This window comes from Pseudomonas sp. NPDC089422, assembly GCF_044749405.1.
GTDB lineage: Bacteria > Pseudomonadota > Gammaproteobacteria > Pseudomonadales > Pseudomonadaceae > Aquipseudomonas.
In genome coordinates this window covers 66,214-88,049 of record NZ_JBIVHW010000006.1, presented here as the reverse complement: position 1 = coordinate 88,049, position 21,836 = coordinate 66,214, and the positions used below count along the sequence as shown (strand labels likewise).

The following is a 21,836-nucleotide window of genomic DNA, read 5'->3' as shown; positions in this document are numbered from 1 at the left end:
CTTGGAACGGTAGAGGAAAGGCCGGGCTTGTTTCAAGGCACTACTGGAGTGACAAGTCGCTGTATTGGATGGAAAGTTCCCATTCAGGCTGTAGGAAGTTTCCTAAGAAGAGGCCGCAGAACTAACGTGTAACGCAGAACACGTTACCAGGCCCATGAGCCCGCGCCCCTGCGCGGGCCCATGCAGCACTCAGGCGCGTACGCCCTCTGGCAGCGGCAGTGCCAGAAGACGCTCATCGAGCAAGCCCAGGCCTTCCTCGAACAGCTGATTGCTGCGTTCGGTTTCGCCCAGGCTGGCCAGCAAGCGCGCAAGCTCGGCGCAGGCTTCCGGATTACGCTCCATGCGCAGGCTGCTTTCGAGATAGTCGCGCGCCTTGCCCCACAGGCGGTTCTGCAGGCTCAGGCGGCCGAGTGTAAGCAACAGGCTCGGGTCCTCTGGATGGCCCTTCAGCCAACCTTCGGCGGTTTGTAGCTGACGTGCCGGATCATCACCGCGCACGAGGCCGTACAGGCGAGCCAGGTGGCTTTCGTACTCACGCTTGAGCGCGCTGCGCAGCACCTGCTCGGCCTCGCCCTGGGCGCCCACCTGGCGCAGCTGTTCGGCATAGGCCAGCACCAGTTGCGGCTCTTGGCGCTGGGCCGCGGTCAGTTGCTGCCAGGCGCGCTCCAGCGCCTGACGGGCACTTTGCACATCCTCGCCACGGGTGGTCGCCAGGCCAAGGTTCTGGCCCCAGGCACGCTTCTCCAGCGCGGCCAGCTCATCGGCCGGCAACACCTTGCCCTTGCGCAGGTCCGGCAGCAGACGAATCAGCGCCGACCAGTCGCCACGCTCCAGGTGCAGACGCTGCAACAAGCGCAGGACCTGGGTGTTATGGGGATGCCGCTCCTGCATGGCCAGCAGCGTTTCCAGCGCGGCATCACGCTCGCCACGGTCCATCTGCAATTGCGCATGGGTCAGGGCAATGGCCAGCTCGGCCTGCGGCTGACGCTCCAGCGCACGCTCCAGCAGGTTGTCGCTGTCCTCCTTGCGCCCCTGCTCATTGGCGGCGCGGGCGGCGCCGAGGTAATACAACAGTGGCTGGCGCTCGGCCTCGGCAGCACGATGCAGGTGGCGCTGGGCACTGGCCCAGCGGCCCTCGGCCAGGTCCAGCTGGCCCTGTTCGATGGCGATCCGCACGCGTCGGCTGCGGTTGCGCCGCGACCATGGGTTGACCACGCCACTGGAGGTCAGCACCAGGCCAACCAGGTAACGCAGCAGCAAGAGCAGCACGACCACGCCAGCCAGCGCTGCGAGCGCCGCCCACAACCCGGACTGGTAACGGAAACCGCCGTAGGCGATCAGCACGTAACCACTGTGCTTGGCGACCGCGATACCCAGCGCTGCAGCAATCACGATCGCCAGTACGGCCAACAGGTAGACACGCTTCATGGCTTGCCCCCCTCAGCCTCGGCTGGCAGATGGCGGCGCTGGATGTACGCCTGCACCGCCGCCAGGCTTTCGCTCAGGTCCGGCGTCACGACCGAGACGGGCTGTTCTGCCAGCGCGTTGAGGCTGTCGAGCATCGCCTTGCTTTGCGGGTTGTCGGCATTGAAGTTGGCCAGCAGCACGCTGCGGGCATCATCCAGGGCCTGGCTGTAGACCTTGGCCTCACCATTGAGTGCAGCCCACTGCGCCTGCTCGATGGTCAGGCTCAGGGCCAGGCGCAGCTGGTTCAGCTGCTGGCCGGCCAGCAACGGCCGCACATTGTCGTCAGCGTTGAAGTCGATCTGGAAGTACTTGGAGATTTCGGCCCACCACTGCGACAAGCGACTGGCCCCATCACCATCGGCAGTCAGCGCACCGAGCGCATCGGCGTTGCTGGCGAACTCGGGCGACTGGGCGCTGAGCGCCTGAACCAGCTCACGCTGGGCGGCGAGCTTGAGGAACAGGCCGGTGCGGTCCGGCTGCTGGGTGCTGTTGAGCGTGGCCAGGCTGCGCGCCAGTTGCTCGCGGGCAGCAAAGGCGCCCGGGTCGCTCTGTTCGCGGAGGATTTCGTCGGCCCCTTCGACCAGGGCCTTGGCGCTGGTGATGTCCTGCAGCGCCGACAAGCGCAAGGTAGCCAGGCGCAGCAGGTGCTCGGCCTCGGCCAGGCGCCACTCCTTGCGGCTCTCGCCGAGTGCGGTTTCCAGACGCTGGCTGAGACGCTGCTGGTCGCCTTGCAGCTGCGCCACCAGGCGGCGGCGGTCTTCCAGCTCGCTGGCGGCCGGCAGGCTGGCCAGTTGTGCACTGATCTGCTGTTCACGCTGCTGCAGTGCCGCGGCGCGCTGGTTGAGGGCTTCGAGGTGCTGGCCCTGGTTCACTGCACTGCCTTGCAGCTGCCGCACCTGCCAGACACCCCAACCCCCTACTGCAACCCCGGCCGCACCCAGCAACAGCGCCAGCACGGCCAGACCACTGCCAGAGCGCTTTACAGGCTTGTCGGTGACGGGTTGCGCCGGCGCCTGCACCGACGGCTGATCATTGTTGGACAAGACAGTTTCGCTCACGTATCCATCCTTTGCATGGGGGCGCCTCGCGCTAGTGCGAAGCGCCTTGAGAGGCAGGTGCAGCGCTGCGCTGCACGGCTGCCAGCAAGGCCGTGGCACTCGCGCCACGGCAATCCACAACCTGTTGGGCCCCGGCGGCCCGGGCCTGTTCAGCGACCCGCGGGCTGGGCACGAACAACGGCAGGCTGGCCACTCGCGGCCAGTCGGCGGCGGCCATCTGCCGCAAATGTTCAAGACCCTGCCCACTGCTGACCACCAGGCCATTGAGGCGTTCCGCTTCAATGCGGCGCATCAGCGTGCCCGCCGGGTACTCCGGCAGACAGCGACGATACAGTTCCAGATATTCGACACTAGCACCTTGCTCTGCAAGACGCTCGGCCAGCAGTTCGCGACCTCCGACGCCACGAACGATCAGCACTCGCTCTTCAGGCGCCGCCATAGACTGGCGCAGGGCCGGGAGCGCAAGCAAGGCTTCGCTGTCGTCACCCTGCATGGGAAATGTCACCTGAAGGCCCGCGTTCTGCAGCACTGCCGCCGTTGCCTCGCCCACGGTAAACCAGCCTGCGGACGGCGCTTGCAGGCCAGCGCGCTGCAAATGCTCAAGCAGCAGTCGAGCCGCCGGCTTGCTGACCACGATGATCGCCTGGTACTGCGCCAACCCGGCTAGCTGAAGACGCTGCCCGTCAGCCAGGGCAACGGGCTCGATGGCCAGCAACGGCAGGCAACTGCTGGCCACACCGGCAGCGGCCAGGCTCTTCGCCAGTGCCGCGCAGTCATCGATCGGCCGGGTCAGCAACAGGCGCCAGGGGCTCACGGATGCCCGGCCTCGCCGTAGACTTCCTTGAGAATGGCTTCGGCGCCCTGGCTAAGCAGGTCTTCGGCAACCTGCACGCCCAAGGTTTCGGCAGCCGCGCGCGGCGCGCGGGCATCCGCCACCAGCAGGGTGCCGCCACTTGGCTGGCCAACCAGGCCGCGCAGCCACAGCTGATCGCCTTCGAGCACCGCATAGCAGGCGATCGGCACCTGGCAGCCGCCGTTGAGGCGCTTGTTCAAGGCACGCTCGGCGATGACGCGGTCGGCGGTATCGGCATGGTGCAGCGGCGCCAGCAGCGCATGGATTTCACTGTCGGCGCTGCGGCACTCGATGCCCACCGCGCCCTGGCCACCGGCTGGCAGGCTGTCGTCGACGCTGATGGTATCGGTGATGCGACCCTCGAAGCCGAGGCGGATCAGGCCCGCGGCGGCGAGGATGATGGCGTCGTACTCGCCGGCATCGAGCTTGGCCAGGCGCGTGTTGACGTTGCCGCGCAGGAACTGGATTTTCAGGTCCGGCCGGCGTGCCAGCAGCTGGGCCTGGCGGCGCAGGCTGGAGGTGCCGACGATGCTGCCGGCCGGCAGAGCGTCGAGGCTGGCGAAGGTATTGGAGACGAAGGCATCGCGCGGGTCTTCGCGCTCGCAGATGCAGTACAGGCCCAGGCCTTCGGGGAAGTCCATGGGCACGTCCTTCATCGAATGCACGGCGATGTCGGCTTCGTTGTCCAGCAACGCGGTTTCCAGCTCTTTGACGAACAGCCCCTTGCCGCCGATCTTCGCCAGCGGTGCATCGAGCAGCTTGTCGCCGCGGCTGACCATGGGTACCAAGGTCACCAGCAGACCGGGGTGGGCCTGCTCAAGGCGGGCTTTGACGTATTCGGCCTGCCACAGGGCCAAGGCACTTTTACGGGTGGCAATGCGGATTTCGCGAGTGGACATGGAACGCCCCGATCCAGAGAAATGCCGCTGATGATAACAGCATCACCGGCATCGCTAGCAGATGTGGGGCAGGATCCTGTAGCGGCCTGTACCGGCGAGGACGCCGGTACAGCGTCAAAGCGTCTGCATCATCTTGCGCACGCCTGCCACATGCCGGCGGCTGACAGTCAGGGCATCGCCGTCAAGGCCCTTGAGGAACAGCTGGAAATGCCCCAACGGCGTACGTTGCAGGCGTTCGATGCGCTCGCGCGCGACCAGCGCATTGCGGTGGATGCGCACGAAACGCTCGCCGAACTCGTCCTCCAGCGCCTTGAGCGGCTCATCGAGCAGCACCTCCCCGGTTTCGTGGCGCAAGGTCACGTACTTGTGGTCGGCGATGAAGTAGATCACCTGGGGCAAAGGAATGAGCTCGATCCCTTTGCGCGTGCGCGCACTGATATGGCTGCGCGGGCCGCCGCCTTCACTGCCAGGCCGGGTCAACGCCGCCAGCTGGGCACGGTTGGGCTTCTCGGCCTTGCGCAGGGCATCGCGCAGGGCTTGAGGCTGAATCGGCTTGGTCACATGGCTGAGGGTACTTTCCTTGAATGCCTCGGCACCGTATTCATCATCGCCGGTACAGAACACCACCGACGGGGGTGCCTCGCGCTCGCACAGGCGAGCGGCGACCTGCAGGCCATCCAGGCCTGGCATGCCGATGTCCAGCAGGACCACATCGGGCTTGAGGCTTTCGATCAATGCCAGGGCCTCCTCGCCGTTGGTGGCGCTGGGCTCCAGCACGGAGTACCCCTCCAGTTCAGCGAATAGCCGTGTGAGGCGTTCACGGGCTTGGGGTTCGTCATCAACGATCAGGACATTCATAATTGCTCTGGATTCCTGAGTGAGTCTCGCACAGGTATAGCGTAGACAAGAGCAGGTCGAGCGACACTGCGGTCACGCTCTAGACCGATACGAAGGCCAAAGATTCACTGAGCCGGCAGAATCGCTGCCAGTCCTCTGTCCAACTGTAGACGGTCCGTGGAACACTGCCGTTCAATCGTTGAATATCGTCTTCGCTCAGCTCTGCCGCAGTTTTCCACCGCTTTCTGTCGACCGACGTCCTGCGGTGTCAGGCCCAACCCTGCTATTATCGCCGCCACTTTTTCGTTCACGCCTGCATAGAGTGAATCCATGAGCACCGACAAGACCAATCAGTCCTGGGGCGGCCGCTTCAGTGAGCCCGTCGACGCCTTCGTCGCCCGCTTCACCGCCTCGGTCGACTTCGACAAGCGCCTGTACCGCCACGACATCATGGGTTCGATCGCCCACGCCACCATGCTGGCGCAGGTCGGCGTTCTCAGCGATGCCGAGCGCGACACCATCATCGATGGCCTGAAAACCATCCAGGGCGAAATCGAGGCTGGCAGCTTCGACTGGCGCGTCGACCTGGAAGACGTGCACATGAACATCGAAGCACGCCTGACCGACCGCATCGGTATCACCGGCAAGAAGCTGCACACCGGCCGCAGCCGCAACGACCAGGTGGCCACCGACATCCGCCTGTGGCTGCGTGACGAGATCGACCTGATCCTGGCCGAGATCACCCGCCTGCAACAGGGCCTGCTGGAGCAGGCCGAGCGTGAAGCCGAAACCATCATGCCCGGCTTCACCCACCTGCAGACCGCCCAGCCGGTCACCTTCGGCCACCACCTGCTGGCTTGGTTCGAAATGCTCAGCCGCGACTACGAGCGCCTGGTCGACTGCCGCAAGCGCGCCAATCGCATGCCTCTGGGCAGCGCCGCGCTGGCCGGCACCACCTACCCGATCGACCGTGAACTGACCTGCAAGCTGCTGGGCTTCGAGGCCGTGGCCGGCAACTCGCTGGACGGTGTCTCGGACCGCGACTTCGCCATCGAATTCTGCGCTGCCGCCAGCGTGGCGATGATGCACCTGTCGCGCTTCTCCGAAGAGCTGGTGCTGTGGACCAGCGCCCAGTTCCAGTTCATCGACCTGCCTGATCGCTTCTGCACCGGCAGCTCGATCATGCCGCAGAAGAAGAACCCGGATGTTCCGGAGCTGGTGCGTGGCAAGAGCGGCCGTGTCTTCGGCGCCCTGACCGGCCTGCTGACCCTGATGAAAGGCCAGCCGCTGGCCTACAACAAGGACAACCAGGAAGACAAGGAGCCGCTGTTCGACGCCGCCGACACCCTGCGCGACTCGCTGCGTGCCTTCGCCGACATGATCCCGGCGATCAAGCCCAAGCACGCCATCATGCGCGAAGCGGCCCTGCGCGGCTTCTCCACCGCCACTGACCTGGCCGACTACCTGGTCCGCCGCGGCCTGCCGTTCCGTGATTGCCACGAGATCGTCGGCCACGCCGTGAAGTATGGCGTCGACACCGGCAAGGACCTGGCCGAGATGAGCCTGGACGAGCTGCGCCAGTTCAGCGACCAGATCGAGCAGGACGTGTTTGCCGTGCTGACCCTGGAAGGCTCGGTGAATGCCCGTAACCACATCGGTGGTACTGCGCCGGCGCAGGTACGTGCCGCTGTCGTTCGCGGCAAGGCCCTGCTGGCTTCGCGTTAAATAGAGTCTGGGGCTGCCCTGCAGCCCCAGCTTTCAACGCTTGCCGCTGCGAATCATCTCCATGAAGGCCGGCATCGAGGCCTCCTTGTCCGCCACGATCCGCGCCATGTGCGGGTTCTCGCCCATCAGTTGCAGCAACGCCTTGGCCTGCGGGAAGTCGGCCAGGAAGTCGATGCCCAGCACCTTCTTGCCTACTGCGCACGCCAGGTCCACCGAGAAGCAGAACATCAGGTCGGCCAGGGTCATCTGCTCACCTGACACATAAGGCGCGAAACGGCCATTGCGCTTGAGCGTGGCAAACCCCGCCAACAAGTCGGCACGCGCACGCTCCTTGATCAGCGGCTCCACCGCCATGCCGAAGAACGATTCGCCGTAGCAGGTACGCGCCGGCAGCTCGATGTACAGCTCGATTTCCTTGAGCAGTTCACGCACCTTGGCCTGGCCGAACGGGTCGCTCGGCAGCAGCGCCTTGCCTCCTTGAGTCTGCTCGACATAGTCGAGAATGACGCTGGTTTCGCTGAGGAAGCCGTGTTCGGTTTCCAGCACCGGCACCTTGCCCCGCGGGCTGACTGCCAGCGCATGCGGCGCCTGCCCGCCGTAGAAGGCGACTTCCTCGAAAGGCAGGCCTTTCTCCAGCAGGGCCAGCTTGACCATGTTGTAGTAGTTGCTGACCGAGAATCCGTGAAGCTTGAGCATGGGGTTACAGCCTCCAGGCCGTGTGGGGATGGCTCGGCTGTTATAGACCGTACGCCGGTGCCTGACCAGCGTCATGCACCTGCTCGATGACCGGGCATTGCCGACGCGGGCATGGCAAACTGTGCATCCCACCACAGGAGTAGCGCCATGAGCGAACACGACGAAATCGACAATGACGATGAAGCCTTCGCCGAGGCGACGCTGACCGAAGCCATCGAAAACCAGATCGAAAGCGGCGAGCCGCCAGCGGCCAAGGCCACCTTCAACAAGCTGACCCTGGTCGGCTACGAGCGCGAAGACATCCTCAACCTCATGGCCCATGTGCTGGCCATCGAGATCGACAACATGCTCAAGGATGACCGCCCGTTCAACGGCGAGTGGTACGAGACCGCCCTGCGCGCCCTGCCCGAACTGCCGCCTGAGGCAGATCAAGGCGACGACGAATAACCCGACTACACTCCAGGATCAGGCACCGCTGGCGGTGCCGCCATCCTCGTCTGGAAGTCAGGAGTCGCCATGTCTTTTACCCCCGAACTGATCGCCGAACTGGAAGTGCTCGCCCTGTTCAACCTGGACAATCACCAGGAAGGCATCAAAGTTGGCAGCAACGCGTCGCCCGCCCTGATCGCTGCGGCCAAGCGCCTTCATGAAAAAGAACTCACCGACCAGCCCGATGGTGGCTACCTCACCAGCCTCGGGAATGATGCGGCTGAAAGCGTCCAACTGTTGCTTAGCATCCTCAAGTCCACACAGCCCGCTTAATCCTGTACCGGCCTCTTCGCGGGCAAGCCCGCGAGGAGGCCAGAACAGGCGCTATAAAAATGACGTCAAAAACCCAATTTACGCTTATCCGACTACCCCACTCAGGCTAAACTCGCCTCAGCTTTCCTGGCCCGCCCTGAGTGCGCAATGAATCACCCCCACGAAATCCGCCCTGACCTGGACGAAGGCATCGACCGCAAGGTGCTGGCGACATTGCGTGCGCGCTTCCTGCACATCAACCAGTGCCGCCTCGAACGCGCGATGGAAGGCCTGTCGAGCCGCCAGCAGCTGGTCCTGACCCTGCTGCCGCTGCTGTTTCACGTCAACCACCCGCTGCTGCCCGGTTACGTGTCCGGCGCCACACCCGCCGGGGTGGCGGGGTTCGAGCCGGATGCCGAACAGGTCGCCGATGCCCAGCGCCTGGCGCGCTCGTTCGCCTACAAAGCGCGCCATGGCAACCCGCCACGCCCGATCCACGGCCTGTTCCTGATGGGCAGCCTCGGCTCGCTGGCCCAGGCCGAACAGAGCGACATGGACCTGTGGGTGTGCCATGCCCCCGGCCTGACCGAAGCCGAGCGCGAGGAACTGCGCCGCAAATGCCAGCTGCTGGAGGCCTGGGCAGCCAGCCAGGGTGCCGAAGCGCACTTCTTCCTCATCGACCCACAAAGCTTTGCCCAGGGCCTGCGCGACAGCCAGCTCAGCTCCGACGACTGCGGCACCACCCAGCATTTCCTGCTGCTCGACGAGTTCTACCGCACGGCCATCTGGCTCGCCGGGCGCACGCCGCTGTGGTGGCTGGTGCCGGTCTATGAAGAGCACAACTATCAGGCCTATACCGAGACCTTGCTGTCCAAGCGTTTCATCCGCAACCAGGATGCTCTCGACCTTGGCAACCTTTCACATATCCCGCCCGGCGAGTACGTCGGGGCCGGCCTGTGGCAACTGTTCAAGGGGATCGATTCGCCCTACAAGTCGCTGCTCAAGCTGCTGCTGACCGAGGTCTATGCCAGTGAGCACCCGACCGTGCGCTGTCTGAGCCTGGACTACAAGCAGGCGGTGTTCGCCAACCATCTCGACCTCGACGAACTCGACCCCTACGTGATGGTGTACCGGCGCATCGAGCGCTACCTGCAGCAACGCGGCGAAACCGCGCGGCTCGAACTGGTCCGGCGCAGCCTGTACCTGAAGGTCAACAAGAAGCTGAGCGGCCTGGACCGCACCCGCAGCAACGGCTGGCAGCGCCAACTGTTGCAGCGCCTGGCCGATGAATGGGGCTGGGACGAACGCCAGCTGGCCATGCTCGACAGCCGCAGCCAGTGGAAGGTGCGCCAGGTCGCCGTCGAACGCCGTGAGCTGGTGGCGGAGCTCAACCATAGCTATCGCTTCCTCGGCCAGTTTGCGCAAAGCCAGGGGGCCAGCAGCCGTGCCGACCAGCGAGACCTGAATGTCCTGGGCCGGCGCCTGTACGCCGCCTTCGAACGCCGCGCCGGCAAGATCGAAGTGATCAACCCGGGCATTGCTCCGGACATCGCCGAAGACACCTTGACGCTGGTCCAGTCGCCGAACCGCAAGGAGCCTGGCACTCATCACTGGGGCCTGTACAACGGCAACCTGGGGGTGCACGAATGGGAGCATTTCAGCCCGATCAAGCGCTGCCGCGAATTGCTTGAGCTGCTGACCTGGGCCCACCGCAATGGTGTCATCGACAGCACCACGCGCCTGGCCCTGCACCCTGGCGACAGCGACCTCAGCGAGTTCGAGCTGTTCAACCTGTTGGGCAGCCTGCAGCAAAGCATCCCGCTGCCGCTGGACGGCGTCAGCGAAGAGCGCCTGCTGCAGCCAAGCGTGGCTGACGAAATCCTGCTGCTGGTCAATGTCGGCGTCGACCCACTGCACCATCACCGCGACCTGAACATCCTGATGACCACCGAGCGCACCGACTCGTTGAGTTACGCCGGTGTACGCGAAAACCTGGTACTGACCCTCGACCAGGTCACCCTCAACAGCTGGAACGAAGTGCTGGTACAGCGCTACGACGGCGAACACGCGCTGCTGCGCTGCCTGCGTGACTTCCTCAACAGCCTCGGCCAGCGCAGCCACCGCCCGCAGGTTCGGGTGCGCTGCTTCTGCCACAACCGCGCCCAGGCCATCAGCCAGCGGGTCGAGGAAATCTTCGACACGGTGCAATTGCTGCTCGACCAAGGCCTGAATCACCGTTACCTGCTGCAGGTGGCGCAGTACACCCATGTGCTGGAGCTACTACCCGGCCAGGTCAGCCTGGCAACCATGGCCGGGCATGACGCCGTGCTCGATCACCTGGGCGAGGAGCGCAGCGACTACAGCCCGTTGCACCTGGATGGCAATGCCCTGCAGGACTACGACCTGCCCCTGCTGCTGGAACAAGGCCGGCGCAATTGCATCCAGGTGTTCTACCGCCTGCTCGATGGCTGGGCCGACCTGTACGTGCTGGATGAGTACAACGCCCTGTGGCAGCAGCGCCTGCCGTTATTTGACGAAAGTCATCTGCTGCTGCCGTTGCAGCGTTTCCTGCGTTCGGTGGTGGTGCGCCATGATGCCCGCCTCCCGCTCGACCACCTGCAGCAGGCTTCACTGGCCATCCACTATGCCCAGCTGCTGCCCTCCGGCCCGGGCAAGGCGCGCAGCATCGAGCCTCGCCCGGCGCCCAGCGCCGGGGTCGACCAACCTTACTACGAGGTTCAGGCCATTCTGCAGGCCGGCACGGGGGATGAGGTGCATGTGACGCTGTATTGCGACCAGCAGGAGTTTTCCGAGCTGGACCATGGCGACCAGCTGTATGAAGTGGTCGCCCGGCAGATCCTTGGCCAGCGCCGCAGTGCCGGGCACTACCGCTGCTATATCACTGACCTCGACCTGTCGGAGCTGCTCGACAAGCAACAAGGTTCGACTTCGCTCTACCTTCGCTACAAACGTGAACTGGAGCAGGCGCTGAACGAGGCGATGAATCAGGCATGGACTGGCCTGCAAGGCTGAACCAGGCCAGCCTTCCCGGTTCATTCAGCAGTTGGCAAGCGCCACGCTGCACATCCCGATCAAGAGGAGTGTGCAGCATGAACAAAGAAAACTGGATGGGAAACACCCCCGATCTGGGCAGACTGCGAATTGACGAGCTGATCCTGCCCGGCAGTCACGACTCGGGCATGGATGCGCAGATCAATGGCGTGATCGCCCAGGAAATTACCCAGGACGTACCCTGCATCGAGCAGGTTCGTGGCGGTATCCGGGTATTGGACCTCCGGCTCAGGGCCTACCACGAGTACACGCCAGAGCAACCTTACCGCTACCAGCTCTATCACCTCACCAGCTCGGGACGAACCTTGTTCGGTGACGTGTTGAACCCCCTTCGGGAATTTTTCAAGGATCCTGCCAACGCAAGGGAGATCGTCGTCCTCGACTTCCATCAGTTCGATCGCTTTGGCACAAAGGAACACCAGTGGTTGCGCGAGGCAGCGAACAAACACTTCGGTTCTATGTTCATCCCCTGGTCATTGCACGATCTCACGCTCGAAACGCTATGGCGCGAGCACCCCGGCAAGAACATCGTGGTGGCCTACAACAACCGGGACAGAGGCGATTACTGGCCTGGCGTCAGGCAGATCTGGATCGGCGAGAACACACCGTCCGCCGATACCCTCAAAGCATTCATGGACAGTCAGCCACCCGCAGATAACGCGCCCGGTCAACTCAACGCCATCCAGTGCGCCAAGTACAATGTCGTCGAGCTCGGGCGACCTGACGACTTCAGCGACAAGATCGATGAATGGTTCGACTCCCAGGACCTGAACAGCTACATCCAACGCTTTCGCATCATCAATACCGATTGGTCGCTGCGCAGCCGCATCGTCGACAACTGCATCCATGCCTGCCAGCTCAGGGCGCAGAACACGCCCTGAAAGACCCTTTGGCGCTCAGAGGTCGAAATCACCAGCCGCTTCCGGCTGGTATTCGACTTCCAGCAACTTGAGCTTCAGGGTCTTGCCCCCCGGTGCCGGCCAGTCGATCTGCTCGCCGACCGACAGGCCCAGCAGTGCACAGCCGATCGGCGCGAGGATCGACACCTTGCCCTCGCCCCCGGCATCTTTCGGGTACACCAGGGTCAGGTGGTAGTCCTTGCCACTGGCTTCCTCACGACAATGCACGCGCGAGTTCATGGTCACCACACCGGCGGGCACTTCATCATGGCCGACCACCTGACCGGCACGGTCCAGCTCCTCCTGCAAGGCGAGCACACCCGGCGTACTTTCGTCGAGGCTGTCGATCAGGCGCTCGAGACGCTGTACGTCCAATCGGGTGAGGATGAGGGAAGGCTTGGTGCTCATGATCCAGTCAGACTCCTTTGAACAGGCGATTTCCTGCAGGCAGATAAAGCAAAACCCCGCCCAAGGGCGGGGTTTGTGAATGCTTTTGCGTCACCGACGCACTACCCGACACTACCACAGCCGGGCAAATACTCAAGCCCGTGCGCGCAGGGCCTCGGCTTCGCGGCAGATCTGCCGGCGCCGTTCGTCGTCGGCCGAGCGCCATTCGCGGATGTGCTCGACATGCCGGTGGCAGCCGGTGCATACCCGCTGCTCATCCAGCCGGCAAACGCTGATGCAGGGTGAAGGCACCGCCGGGCTGACGTTGCTGTACAGCGGCTTGGGTGGCCGCGCCTGGCTGGTCATGTCAGATCTCGTTGAAGTCCAGCTTCTCGCCGGCCCGCTCCCAGACGATGCGCTCGAGCATTTCGCCCAGCAGCTCTTCGCTCTTCTCGCACACCCACTTGCCGCTCTCCGGGTCGTAGTCGAAGTGGAAGCCGCCGGAGCGGTCGGCCAGCCACAGCTGGCGCAGCGGCTCCTGGCGGCTGAAGATCAGCTGGGCGCCACCCTCGAACTTGACGGTCAGCACGCCGCCGGAATTTTCCATGTCCAGGTCCAGGCCGCTCTCGTCGAACAGGTCTTCCAGTGCCTGTTGGGTCGCGTCGACCAGATCATGGAAACGCGCTTCGCTCAAACTCATTGCAGGAACCTCGAAATTGGCTGCTTTACGGGCAAGCCGGGCAAGATACGGGCGCCGAGCCATGAATGCAAAGGTTTAGCCGCTCTCGACACGGGCCCATTATCAGCGGCGATAACCCCTAAGCATAGCCCGCCCGACGGACCGGCTCTTGCATAGGCAATCCGCCGGTCGCTCGGTATACTCGGGCGCAATACTGCATATTTCAAAGGATTTCACCCATGAAGCGCCTGATTTCCTCGCTCGCGGCGCTGGTCGCGGTTGCCTGCCTCGTTTCGGCCTGCGGTCAGAAGGGGCCCCTGTACCTGCCAGAAGACGGCAAGGACGGCAAAGGCCCGAAAAAGTCGCACCAGCACCAGCACGCTCCAGCGGTCCAGCCGCAAGAAGAGCAGCCAATCCAGCCCGAGCAGACGCCAGAGCAGTAAGGAATTCAGATGAACGCTTTCAACTACCGCGACGGTGAACTGTTCGCGGAAGGCGTGGCCCTGTCGGCCATCGCCGAACGTTTCGGCACCCCGACCTACGTGTACTCGCGTGCTCACATCGAAGCCCAGTACCGCAGCTACACCGATGCCCTGCAAGGCACCGACCACCTGGTCTGCTTCGCCGTCAAGGCCAACTCCAACCTTGGCGTGCTGAACGTCCTGGCGCGTCTGGGCGCAGGCTTCGACATTGTCTCCGGCGGTGAGCTGGAGCGCGTGCTGGCCGCTGGTGGGCGCGCCGATCGCGTGGTGTTCTCCGGCGTCGGCAAGACCCGTGAAGACATGCGCCGCGCCCTGGAAGTCGGCGTGCACTGCTTCAACGTCGAATCCACCGATGAGCTCGAGCGCCTGCAAGTGGTGGCCGCCGAGATGGGCAAGGTGGCCCCGATTTCGCTGCGCGTGAACCCGGACGTCGATGCCGGCACTCACCCGTACATTTCCACCGGCCTCAAAGAGAACAAGTTCGGCATCGCCATCGCCGATGCCGAAGCCATCTATGTGCGCGCCGCGCAGCTGCCGAACCTGGACGTGGTCGGTGTCGACTGCCACATCGGCTCGCAGCTGACCACCGTCGACCCGTTCCTCGATGCCCTCGACCGCCTGCTGGCCCTGGTCGACCGCCTGGCCGAGTGCGGCATCCACCTGCGCCACCTGGACCTGGGCGGCGGCGTTGGCGTGCGCTATCGCGACGAAGAGCCGCCACTGGTGGCCGACTACATCAAGGCCATCCGCGAGCGCGTCGGCACCCGTGACCTGGCCCTGGTGTTCGAGCCTGGCCGCTACATCGTGGCCAACGCCGGTGCCCTGCTGACCCGCGTGGAGTACCTCAAGCACACCGAGCACAAGGACTTCGCCATCATCGACGCGGCGATGAACGACCTGATCCGCCCGGCCCTGTACCAGGCCTGGATGGGTGTCAGCGCGGTCGCTCCGCGTGCCGGTGAAGGCCGTGCCTACGACCTGGTCGGACCGATCTGCGAAACCGGCGACTTCCTCGCCAAGGACCGCGTGCTGAACCTGGCCGAAGGTGACCTGCTGGCCGTGCAGTCGGCGGGCGCCTATGGTTTCGTCATGAGCTCGAACTACAACACCCGTGGCCGTTGCGCGGAAATCCTGGTCGACGGCGACCAGGCTTTCGAAGTCCGCCGCCGCGAGACCATCGCCGAACTGTACGCTGGCGAAAGCCTGCTGCCGGAGTGAGCCCATGCTGCTGCGCTTTACCAAGATGCATGGGCTGGGCAACGACTTCATGGTCCTCGACCTGGTCAGCCAGCACGCACACATCCAGCCCAAGCACGCCAAGCAATGGGGTGACCGCCATACCGGTATCGGCTTCGACCAGCTGCTGATCGTCGAGGCGCCGAGCAACCCGGAAGTGGACTTCCGCTACCGGATCTTCAACGCCGACGGCTCCGAGGTCGAGCAGTGCGGCAACGGCGCGCGCTGCTTCGCCCGCTTCGTGCTGGACAAGCGCCTGACCGCGAAGAAGCGTATCCGCGTGGAAACCAAGGGCGGCATCATCGAGCTGGACGTGCAGAACGACGGCCAGGTGTGTGTCGACATGGGCCCGCCGCGCTTCGTCCCGGCAGACATCCCGTTCATTGCCGACGAACAGGCGTTGAACTACCCGCTGGAGGTCGACGGCCAGGTGCATTCGGTTGCCGCCGTGTCCATGGGCAACCCGCATGCCGTGCTGCGCGTCGATGACGTGCACACTGCGCCGGTCCATGAGCTGGGTCCGAAAATCGAACACCACCCGCGCTTCCCGCAGCGGGTCAATGCTGGCTTCCTCCAGGTCATCGACCGCCATCGCGCCAACCTGCGGGTGTGGGAGCGTGGCGCTGGCGAGACCCAGGCCTGTGGCACCGGCGCCTGCGCCGCAGCCGTGGCGGCCATCAGCCAGGGCTGGATGGACTCTCCGGTGACCCTCGACCTGCCGGGTGGTCGCCTGAACATCGAATGGGCCGGCCCCGGCAAACCCGTGTTGATGACCGGCCCAGCCGTACGCGTCTTCGAAGGACAGGTTCGTCTCTAAGCGAGTAACCGCCATGACCGATCAGCCAGTACCCCAGCAGCCCGATGAGCTCGATGCCGAAGCGGTGGTCGCCTACCTGCGCGCCCACCCCACCTTCTTCGCCGAGCATGACGAGCTGCTGATCGAGCAACGCATCCCCCACCAGCGCGGCGACAGCGTGTCGCTGGTGGAACGCCAGCTCAAGCTGCTGCGCGACCGCAACATCGAGATGCGCCATCGCCTGTCGCAACTGATGGACGTGGCCCGTGACAACGACCGGCTGTTCGACAAGACCCGCCGGCTGATCCTCGACCTGCTCGATGCCGGCAGCCTGGAAGAAGTGGTGATGGCCGTCGAAGACAGCTTGCGCCAGGAATTCCAGGTGCCTTTCGTCAGCCTGATCCTGTTCGGCGATAACGCCGCGCCCGTCGGCCGCTGGGTGAGCAATGCCGAAGCCCAGCAAGCCATCGGCGGCCTGCTCGGCGGCGGCAAGACCGTCAGCGGCAACCTGCGCGAGCATGAACTGGCCTTCCTGTTCGGCAAGGAGCAGCACCAGGAAGTCGGCTCCAGTGCGGTTGCAGCCCTCGAATACCAAGGGCTGCATGGCGTGCTGGCGATCGGCAGCCGCGACCCGCAGCACTACAAGAGCAGCGTCGGCACCTTGTTCCTCGGCTATATCGCCGAAGTGCTCGGCCGCGTGGTACCGCGCGTGACCCAGACCCTGCGTCCGGTGCGCTGATGGAACGCCAGCTGGAGGCTTATTGCGCACACTTGCGCAACGAGCGCCAGGTGTCGGAGCACACCCTGCTGGCCTACCGCCGTGACCTCGACAAGGTCATCGAATACTGCAACAGCCAGGGCATCGCTGGCTGGGGCGCGCTGCAGATCCAGCAACTGCGCCAACTGGTCGCCCGCCAGCACCACCAAGGGCAGTCCTCGCGCAGCCTGGCGCGGTTGCTGTCGGCGGTGCGCGGCCTGTACCGCTACCTCAACCGCGAAGGCCTGTGCCAGCACGATCCGGCCACCGGCCTGAGCGCACCCAAGGGCGAACGCCGGCTGCCCAAGGTGCTGGACACCGACCGCGCCCTGCAGCTGCTCGATGGCGGCGTCGACGACGACTTCATCGCCCGCCGCGACCAGGCCATCCTGGAACTTTTCTATTCCTCCGGCCTGCGCCTGTCCGAGCTGAACAACCTCGACCTCGAGCAGCTCGACCTGGCCGCAGGCCTGGTGCAGGTACTCGGCAAGGGCAGCAAGACCCGCGTGCTACCGGTCGGCCGCAAGGCCCGTGAGGCCTTGCAGGCCTGGTTCAAGCTGCGCGGCATCGGTGGCCCGCGCGACAGCGCGGTGTTCATCACCCGTCAAGGCAATCGCATGAGCCCGCGGGCCATCCAGTTACGGGTCAAGGCCGCTGGTGAGCGCGAGCTGGGCCAGCACCTGCATCCGCACATGCTTCGCCATTCCTTCGCCAGCCATGTGCTGGAATCGTCCCAGGACCTGCGCGCGGTGCAGGAAATGCTCGGCCATGCCGACATCAGCACCACGCAGATCTACACCCACCTGGACTTCCAGCACCTGGCCGCGGTGTACGACAGCGCCCACCCTCGGGCCAAACGCAGCAAAGGCACAGACTCATGAGCATCAAGCTGATTACCTTCGACCTCGACGACACCCTGTGGGACACCGCGCCCGTGATTGCCAGTGCCGAGGTCGTGCTGCGCGACTGGCTCGAAGCCAACGCCCCGATCCTTGGCGGCGTGCCGGTGGAACACCTGTTCGCGATACGTGAACGCCTGGTGCAGGCCGAACCAGGCCTCAAGCACCGCATCAGCGCCCTGCGCCGGCGTGTGCTGTTTCACGCCCTCGAGGAGGTCGGCTACAGCGAAAAGCAGGCGCAGGAACTGGCCAACGAAGGCTTTGAAGTGTTCCTGCATGCCCGCCACCAGGTCGAAGTGTTCCCTGAAGTGCAGCCGGTGCTGGAACTCCTGCGCCATCACTACACCTTGGGCGTGGTCACCAACGGCAACGCCGATGTACGCCGCCTGGGGCTGGCGGATTACTTCCGCTTTGCGCTGTGCGCGGAAGATCTGGGGATCGGCAAGCCCGACCCGGCGCCGTTCATGGAAGCCCTCAAGCGTGGCGAGGCTGAAGCCAGTGCCGCGGTGCATATCGGTGATCACCCGGGCGACGACATCGCCGGGGCCCAGCGCGCCGGTTTGCGCGCCGTGTGGTTCAACCCGCAGGGCAAGGCCTGGGCTGGCGATCAGGCGCCGGATGCAGAGATTCAGCGGCTGTCCCAGTTGCCTGACATTCTGGCCAGCTGGCGCTGACATTGTGGGAGCGGCCGCGTAAACCTGGAAGACAGGCACAAAAAAACCCGCAGCGACGGCGGGTTTTTTTGTATTCAGCCACTCAGATAGGGCGGCTGCCGTACTTGTTGTCCGGCTTCTTGGGCGGGTCGGCGACCACGTTGGCCTCGACTTCCTGCACCTTGCCACCGCGCGAAAGGAATTCTTCCATCGCCTTGGCCAGGGCATCACGCTCTTTCTGCTTGGCTTCCATGCTCGGCATCTCGTCTACCGAGACCGCCGCCTTGGACTTGCCCTTGGCAGTCGGTGCCGGGCTGCTGTCGTCATCGCCAGCATCTTCCGCGCCATCGTCAGCGGCCGCTTCGAGGCCTTCATCAGCCTCGTCTTCGTCGCCTACTTCGAGGTCATCATTTTCCAGATCGTCGTCGCTCATGTTCTACCTCATGACTTGCGAAAAGCAGGTTAGTTATAGACCAGTGCAGCCGTAGACCGGCAGCCACCAGTGAAAATTCAACTGGCCGTGGGTTTGGCCACTGCCCTTGGGTCGGCGCTCCTGATGGGAGGCGGCACCCAGCAGGCCCTGCTCCTGGCAGGACCTGACAAATCCTTGAACCCTGCTGGCCACACGCTATTGGCAAGCCTAGCAAAGGCTGGTGAAGCGTGCGGACTACTCGTCAAACACCCTTTGGCGCGCATTCTAGCGCGCCCGTGGAAAAAGCAAAGCACCATAAACGCCCCAAGACTTGTAAGTTTTTGGCCTACGTCGCGAACGTGAGTGATAAACCGTTTGCACTGCGGGAAATGGCAAAAAACAGGCAAAAAAATGCCCGGCGAGCCGGGCAAGTTTTTCCAGCGTCGCGGTTACAGGTTGTAGCCGCGTTCGTTGTGCTGAGCCAGGTCGAGGCCGACCGACTCTTCTTCTTCGTTGACCCGCAGGCCCATCACCACATCCAGCACCTTGAGGATCACGTAGGTGACGATGGCGGTGTAGACCACGGTGAAGATCACGCCCTTGGCCTGGATCCAGACCTGGGCACCGATGTCGGTGACCGTGCCAAAGCCGCCCAGGGCCGGTGCCGCGAACACGCCGGTGAGGATGGCACCGATGATGCCACCGACACCGTGCACGCCGAAGGCGTCGAGGGAGTCGTCATAACCCAGCTTGCGCTTGAGGGTGGTGGCGCAGAAGTAGCAGATCACGCCGGAGGCCAGGCCGATCACCAGCGCACCCATAGGGCCCACGGTACCGGCGGCCGGGGTGATGGCGACCAGGCCGGCGACAACGCCCGAGGCGATGCCCAGGGCACTTGGCTTGCCGTGGAAGATCCACTCGGCAAACATCCAGCCAAGCGCCGCGGCGGCGGTGGCGATCTGGGTCACCAGCATGGCCATGCCCGCAGTGCCGTTGGCGGCGGCGGCAGAACCGGCGTTGAAGCCGAACCAGCCGATCCACAGCATGGCCGCGCCCATCAGGGTGTAGCCCAGGTTGTGCGGAGCCATCGGGGTGGTCGGGTAGCCTTTGCGCTTGCCCATGACCAGGCAGCAGACCAGGCCAGCGATACCGGCGTTGATGTGCACCACGGTGCCGCCAGCGAAGTCGAGCACGCCCCAGTCCCACAGCATCGCGCCGTCACCGCTCCAGACCATGTGCGCGATCGGTGCGTAGACCAGGGTGAACCAGATGCCCATGAACACCAGCATCGCCGAGAACTTCATGCGTTCGGCGAAGGCACCGACGATCAGCGCCGGGGTGATGATGGCGAAGGTCATCTGGAAGGTGACGAACACCGCCTCGGGGAACAGTGCGGTGGCCGAAGTCAGGTTGGCCGGGGTGACGCCGCTCAGGAACGCCTTGGAGAACCCGCCGACGAAGGAATTGAAGTTGAGCACGCCCTTTTCCATACCGGTGGTATCGAAGGCCATGCTGTAGCCGTAAATGACCCAGAGAATGCTGATCAGGCCAGTGATGGCGAAGCACTGCATCATCACCGACAGCACGTTCTTGGAACGCACCATGCCGCCGTAGAACAGGGCCAGACCCGGAATGGTCATGAACAGCACCAGCGCTGTCGAGGTGAGCATCCAGGCGGTGTCGCCGGAGTTCAGCGCTGGGGCAGCTGCTTCCTCTGCCAGGGCAAGCCCGGGCATTACGAGGGACAATAGGGCTCCTAGCCCTGCGATCTTACGCAGAGTCATGTTGTTTTCTCCTGGGGCGTTGGGTTTGGTGAGGCTTTTTTCGGCGCTTAGATCGCGTCGGTATCGGTTTCGCCGGTACGGATGCGGATCGCCTGCTCCAGATTCACCACGAAGATCTTGCCGTCACCGATCTTGCCGGTGTTGGCCGCCTTGGTGATGGCTTCGATCACTCGATCAAGGTCCTTGTCGTCGATGGCGACGTCGATCTTCACTTTGGGCAGGAAGTCGACCACGTACTCCGCGCCGCGATACAGCTCGGTGTGGCCCTTCTGCCGGCCGAAACCTTTGACTTCGGTGACGGTAATGCCCTGCACGCCGATTTCCGACAGCGACTCGCGCACGTCGTCCAGCTTGAACGGCTTGATGATGGCTGTGACTAGCTTCATGAAACTCTCTCCCGATTTGGTGGACTTGCCCCAGGAAAACAAACCCGTCTCAAGTCTAAGCGCAGCGGTTGGCTTTGTAACGCGTCGTCGGCATCCGGCTCCGCGTGCGCACTGCCTGGTCACAAGGAACTGCATCAGTGCATGGCTCGTACAGGTCTTTGCAGAAACCTTGCCAGTTCGGTTAAACCACCGGAAAACAGCGAGTTACATGAATTGGTCGGGATTGGCCAGTCGCCAGCATGGAAAACATGCACAACTTCGGTGCAGGCAGGCCCGGCAAGTTGCTCGAAAAATGTGCAATGAGCTGGGGCCAATGGCGCCGCTTGGCCCCGTGCTACACTGCGGACCAATTTTCAGTATCAGTGGACAGCCGCCTATGCTCGCGCCCAAAGCCCTTCTCGACGCCCTGAGCGACCAGGCCTCGCGCCTGTTCAGCAGCGATACCGCCCAGCCCCGCGCGGAACTGGAAAGCCAGTTCAAAGTGTTGATGCAAGGCGCCTTCAGCAAGCTGGACCTGGTCAGCCGCGAAGAATTCGACAGCCAGATGGTCGTGCTGGCGCGCACCCGCGCCCGCCTCGAGGCCCTGGAGAAGCAGGTTGCCGAGCTGGAAGCGCGGATGGCGCCAGCGTCGCAGGAATAACAATCGATAAGGACCAGTCACCATGAAAGTCAGTGCCCGCAATGTCTTCGAAGGTACCGTCAGCGCCGTGCAGCCCGGCGCGGTGAATGCCGAGGTCGAACTGACCCTCGGCGGCGGCGAGAAGCTGGTGGCTGTGGTAACCATGACCAGCCTGCACAACCTCAACATCAATGTCGGCAAACAGGCCGTGGCCTTGGTCAAGGCACCTTGGGTGGTGCTGATGACCGATGCCGACGGCTACCGGCTGTCCGCCCGCAATGCTCTGGAAGGTGAAGTGGTGCGGGTGGGCGACGGTGCGGTGAACGCCGAAGTGGTCCTCAAGCTGGCTGGCGGCACCGAAGTGTTCGCCATCGTCACGCGCGAAGCCGTGCAGGAACTTGGCCTGGCCCCCGGCGTGAAAGCCACCGCACTGATCAAGGCGTCGCACATCATCCTCGGCGCCAAGCCATGACAGCTCTGGGGCTGCGTTGCAGCCCCG

25 protein-coding genes are annotated in these 21,836 nt (G+C 64.0%); 13 read left to right on the top strand and 12 right to left on the bottom strand.

The annotated features are described in order from the left end of the window. Positions 1-189: 189 nt before the first annotated feature. The 5 genes from ACIPZ8_RS12975 to ACIPZ8_RS12955 all read right to left on the bottom strand — a co-directional run bounded on the left by ACIPZ8_RS12975 (position 190) and on the right by ACIPZ8_RS12955 (position 5,135). Positions 190-1,428, bottom strand: a complete 1,239-nt coding sequence (locus tag ACIPZ8_RS12975; protein ID WP_400723463.1) for a heme biosynthesis HemY N-terminal domain-containing protein — start codon at positions 1,426-1,428, stop codon at positions 190-192. Then, complete coding sequence (locus tag ACIPZ8_RS12970) at positions 1,425-2,525, bottom strand: uroporphyrinogen-III C-methyltransferase (protein WP_400723460.1); 1,101 nt, start codon at positions 2,523-2,525, stop codon at positions 1,425-1,427. The genes ACIPZ8_RS12975 and ACIPZ8_RS12970 overlap by 4 nt, the downstream gene beginning before the upstream one ends. 31 nt (positions 2,526-2,556) lie before the next feature. After that, positions 2,557-3,339 carry a uroporphyrinogen-III synthase gene (locus ACIPZ8_RS12965; protein WP_400723457.1) on the bottom strand — a complete coding sequence of 261 codons (783 nt, stop codon included), beginning with the start codon at positions 3,337-3,339 and terminating at the stop codon, positions 2,557-2,559. Continuing rightward, on the bottom strand, positions 3,336-4,277 hold the full coding sequence (gene hemC, locus ACIPZ8_RS12960; RefSeq protein ID WP_400723454.1) for a hydroxymethylbilane synthase: 942 nt from the start codon (positions 4,275-4,277) through the stop codon (positions 3,336-3,338). Before hemC ends, ACIPZ8_RS12965 begins: the two co-directional genes overlap by 4 nt. A gap of 114 nt (positions 4,278-4,391) precedes the next feature. Then, a complete protein-coding gene (locus ACIPZ8_RS12955) occupies positions 4,392-5,135 on the bottom strand; it encodes a LytR/AlgR family response regulator transcription factor (RefSeq protein ID WP_400723451.1) in 744 nt (247 codons plus the stop codon). A 309-nt stretch (positions 5,136-5,444) separates the two neighbouring features. Between ACIPZ8_RS12955 and argH the strand changes: the two genes are divergently transcribed. Beyond that, positions 5,445-6,839 carry an argininosuccinate lyase gene (gene argH, locus ACIPZ8_RS12950; protein WP_027916957.1) on the top strand — a complete coding sequence of 465 codons (1,395 nt, stop codon included), beginning with the start codon at positions 5,445-5,447 and terminating at the stop codon, positions 6,837-6,839. A 33-nt stretch (positions 6,840-6,872) separates the two neighbouring features. Here the strand turns inward: argH and ACIPZ8_RS12945 are convergent, their stop codons facing one another. Then, a complete protein-coding gene (locus tag ACIPZ8_RS12945; protein ID WP_400723448.1) occupies positions 6,873-7,535 on the bottom strand; it encodes a glutathione S-transferase in 663 nt (220 codons plus the stop codon). A 147-nt stretch (positions 7,536-7,682) separates the two neighbouring features. On the opposite strand from ACIPZ8_RS12945, the gene ACIPZ8_RS12940 reads away from it, so the two are divergent. The 4 genes from ACIPZ8_RS12940 to ACIPZ8_RS12925 all read left to right on the top strand — a co-directional run bounded on the left by ACIPZ8_RS12940 (position 7,683) and on the right by ACIPZ8_RS12925 (position 12,229). Beyond that, the gene (locus ACIPZ8_RS12940) at positions 7,683-7,982 is read left to right on the top strand and encodes a hypothetical protein (protein WP_400723445.1); all 300 of its coding nucleotides are present in this window, start codon (positions 7,683-7,685) and stop codon (positions 7,980-7,982) included. A 69-nt stretch (positions 7,983-8,051) separates the two neighbouring features. Then, entirely contained in the window at positions 8,052-8,297 is a 246-nt protein-coding gene (locus ACIPZ8_RS12935) for a TIGR02647 family protein (RefSeq protein WP_103448533.1), read from the top strand. Positions 8,298-8,444: 147 nt separating this feature from the next. After that, complete coding sequence (locus tag ACIPZ8_RS12930) at positions 8,445-11,309, top strand: class I adenylate cyclase (protein WP_400723441.1); 2,865 nt, start codon at positions 8,445-8,447, stop codon at positions 11,307-11,309. Between the two features lie 77 nt (positions 11,310-11,386). Beyond that, positions 11,387-12,229 carry a hypothetical protein gene (locus tag ACIPZ8_RS12925; protein WP_400723438.1) on the top strand — a complete coding sequence of 281 codons (843 nt, stop codon included), beginning with the start codon at positions 11,387-11,389 and terminating at the stop codon, positions 12,227-12,229. A 15-nt stretch (positions 12,230-12,244) separates the two neighbouring features. Here ACIPZ8_RS12925 and rnk read toward each other — a convergent pair whose 3' ends face one another. From rnk to cyaY, 3 genes are all read right to left on the bottom strand, one after another. Then, the gene (gene rnk, locus ACIPZ8_RS12920; protein WP_110637922.1) at positions 12,245-12,655 is read right to left on the bottom strand and encodes a nucleoside diphosphate kinase regulator; all 411 of its coding nucleotides are present in this window, start codon (positions 12,653-12,655) and stop codon (positions 12,245-12,247) included. Between the two features lie 132 nt (positions 12,656-12,787). After that, positions 12,788-13,000, bottom strand: a complete 213-nt coding sequence (locus ACIPZ8_RS12915; protein ID WP_054886457.1) for a DUF1289 domain-containing protein — start codon at positions 12,998-13,000, stop codon at positions 12,788-12,790. Position 13,001: 1 nt separating this feature from the next. After that, positions 13,002-13,334 carry an iron donor protein CyaY gene (cyaY, locus tag ACIPZ8_RS12910; protein ID WP_294339718.1) on the bottom strand — a complete coding sequence of 111 codons (333 nt, stop codon included), beginning with the start codon at positions 13,332-13,334 and terminating at the stop codon, positions 13,002-13,004. Between the two features lie 218 nt (positions 13,335-13,552). Here cyaY and ACIPZ8_RS12905 point away from each other — a divergent pair, with 218 nt between their 5' ends. The 6 genes from ACIPZ8_RS12905 to ACIPZ8_RS12880 are packed head-to-tail and all read left to right on the top strand — an operon-like array spanning position 13,553 to position 18,157. Further along, a complete protein-coding gene (locus ACIPZ8_RS12905) occupies positions 13,553-13,756 on the top strand; it encodes a lipoprotein (protein ID WP_054886459.1) in 204 nt (67 codons plus the stop codon). 9 nt (positions 13,757-13,765) lie between these two features. After that, on the top strand, positions 13,766-15,013 hold the full coding sequence (gene lysA, locus ACIPZ8_RS12900) for a diaminopimelate decarboxylase (protein WP_400723433.1): 1,248 nt from the start codon (positions 13,766-13,768) through the stop codon (positions 15,011-15,013). Positions 15,014-15,017: 4 nt separating this feature from the next. Beyond that, on the top strand, positions 15,018-15,848 hold the full coding sequence (dapF, locus tag ACIPZ8_RS12895) for a diaminopimelate epimerase (RefSeq protein ID WP_400723430.1): 831 nt from the start codon (positions 15,018-15,020) through the stop codon (positions 15,846-15,848). Between the two features lie 13 nt (positions 15,849-15,861). Next, entirely contained in the window at positions 15,862-16,566 is a 705-nt protein-coding gene (locus ACIPZ8_RS12890; protein ID WP_400723427.1) for a DUF484 family protein, read from the top strand. Beyond that, positions 16,566-17,465: a tyrosine recombinase XerC gene (xerC, locus tag ACIPZ8_RS12885; protein WP_103448524.1), complete on the top strand. Its 900-nt coding sequence runs from the start codon at positions 16,566-16,568 to the stop codon at positions 17,463-17,465. The genes ACIPZ8_RS12890 and xerC overlap by 1 nt, the downstream gene beginning before the upstream one ends. Then, the gene (locus ACIPZ8_RS12880) at positions 17,462-18,157 is read left to right on the top strand and encodes an HAD family hydrolase (RefSeq protein WP_400723424.1); all 696 of its coding nucleotides are present in this window, start codon (positions 17,462-17,464) and stop codon (positions 18,155-18,157) included. The genes xerC and ACIPZ8_RS12880 overlap by 4 nt, the downstream gene beginning before the upstream one ends. An 82-nt stretch (positions 18,158-18,239) precedes the next feature. Here ACIPZ8_RS12880 and sutA read toward each other — a convergent pair whose 3' ends face one another. From sutA to glnK, 3 genes are all read right to left on the bottom strand, one after another. Beyond that, on the bottom strand, positions 18,240-18,569 hold the full coding sequence (gene sutA, locus ACIPZ8_RS12875; RefSeq protein WP_056794110.1) for a transcriptional regulator SutA: 330 nt from the start codon (positions 18,567-18,569) through the stop codon (positions 18,240-18,242). Positions 18,570-18,997: 428 nt separating this feature from the next. Further along, complete coding sequence (locus ACIPZ8_RS12870) at positions 18,998-20,332, bottom strand: ammonium transporter (RefSeq protein WP_400723421.1); 1,335 nt, start codon at positions 20,330-20,332, stop codon at positions 18,998-19,000. 47 nt (positions 20,333-20,379) lie between these two features. Then, complete coding sequence (gene glnK / locus ACIPZ8_RS12865) at positions 20,380-20,718, bottom strand: P-II family nitrogen regulator (protein WP_002555808.1); 339 nt, start codon at positions 20,716-20,718, stop codon at positions 20,380-20,382. Positions 20,719-21,094: 376 nt separating this feature from the next. On the opposite strand from glnK, the gene ACIPZ8_RS12860 reads away from it, so the two are divergent. Both ACIPZ8_RS12860 and ACIPZ8_RS12855 read left to right on the top strand, forming a co-directional pair. Beyond that, positions 21,095-21,358, top strand: coding sequence for an accessory factor UbiK family protein (locus ACIPZ8_RS12860; protein WP_103448521.1), 264 nt, complete (start codon positions 21,095-21,097; stop codon positions 21,356-21,358). 22 nt (positions 21,359-21,380) lie between these two features. Continuing rightward, positions 21,381-21,809 carry a molybdopterin-binding protein gene (locus ACIPZ8_RS12855; protein WP_217840915.1) on the top strand — a complete coding sequence of 143 codons (429 nt, stop codon included), beginning with the start codon at positions 21,381-21,383 and terminating at the stop codon, positions 21,807-21,809. The last annotated feature ends 27 nt before the right edge of the window (positions 21,810-21,836 follow it).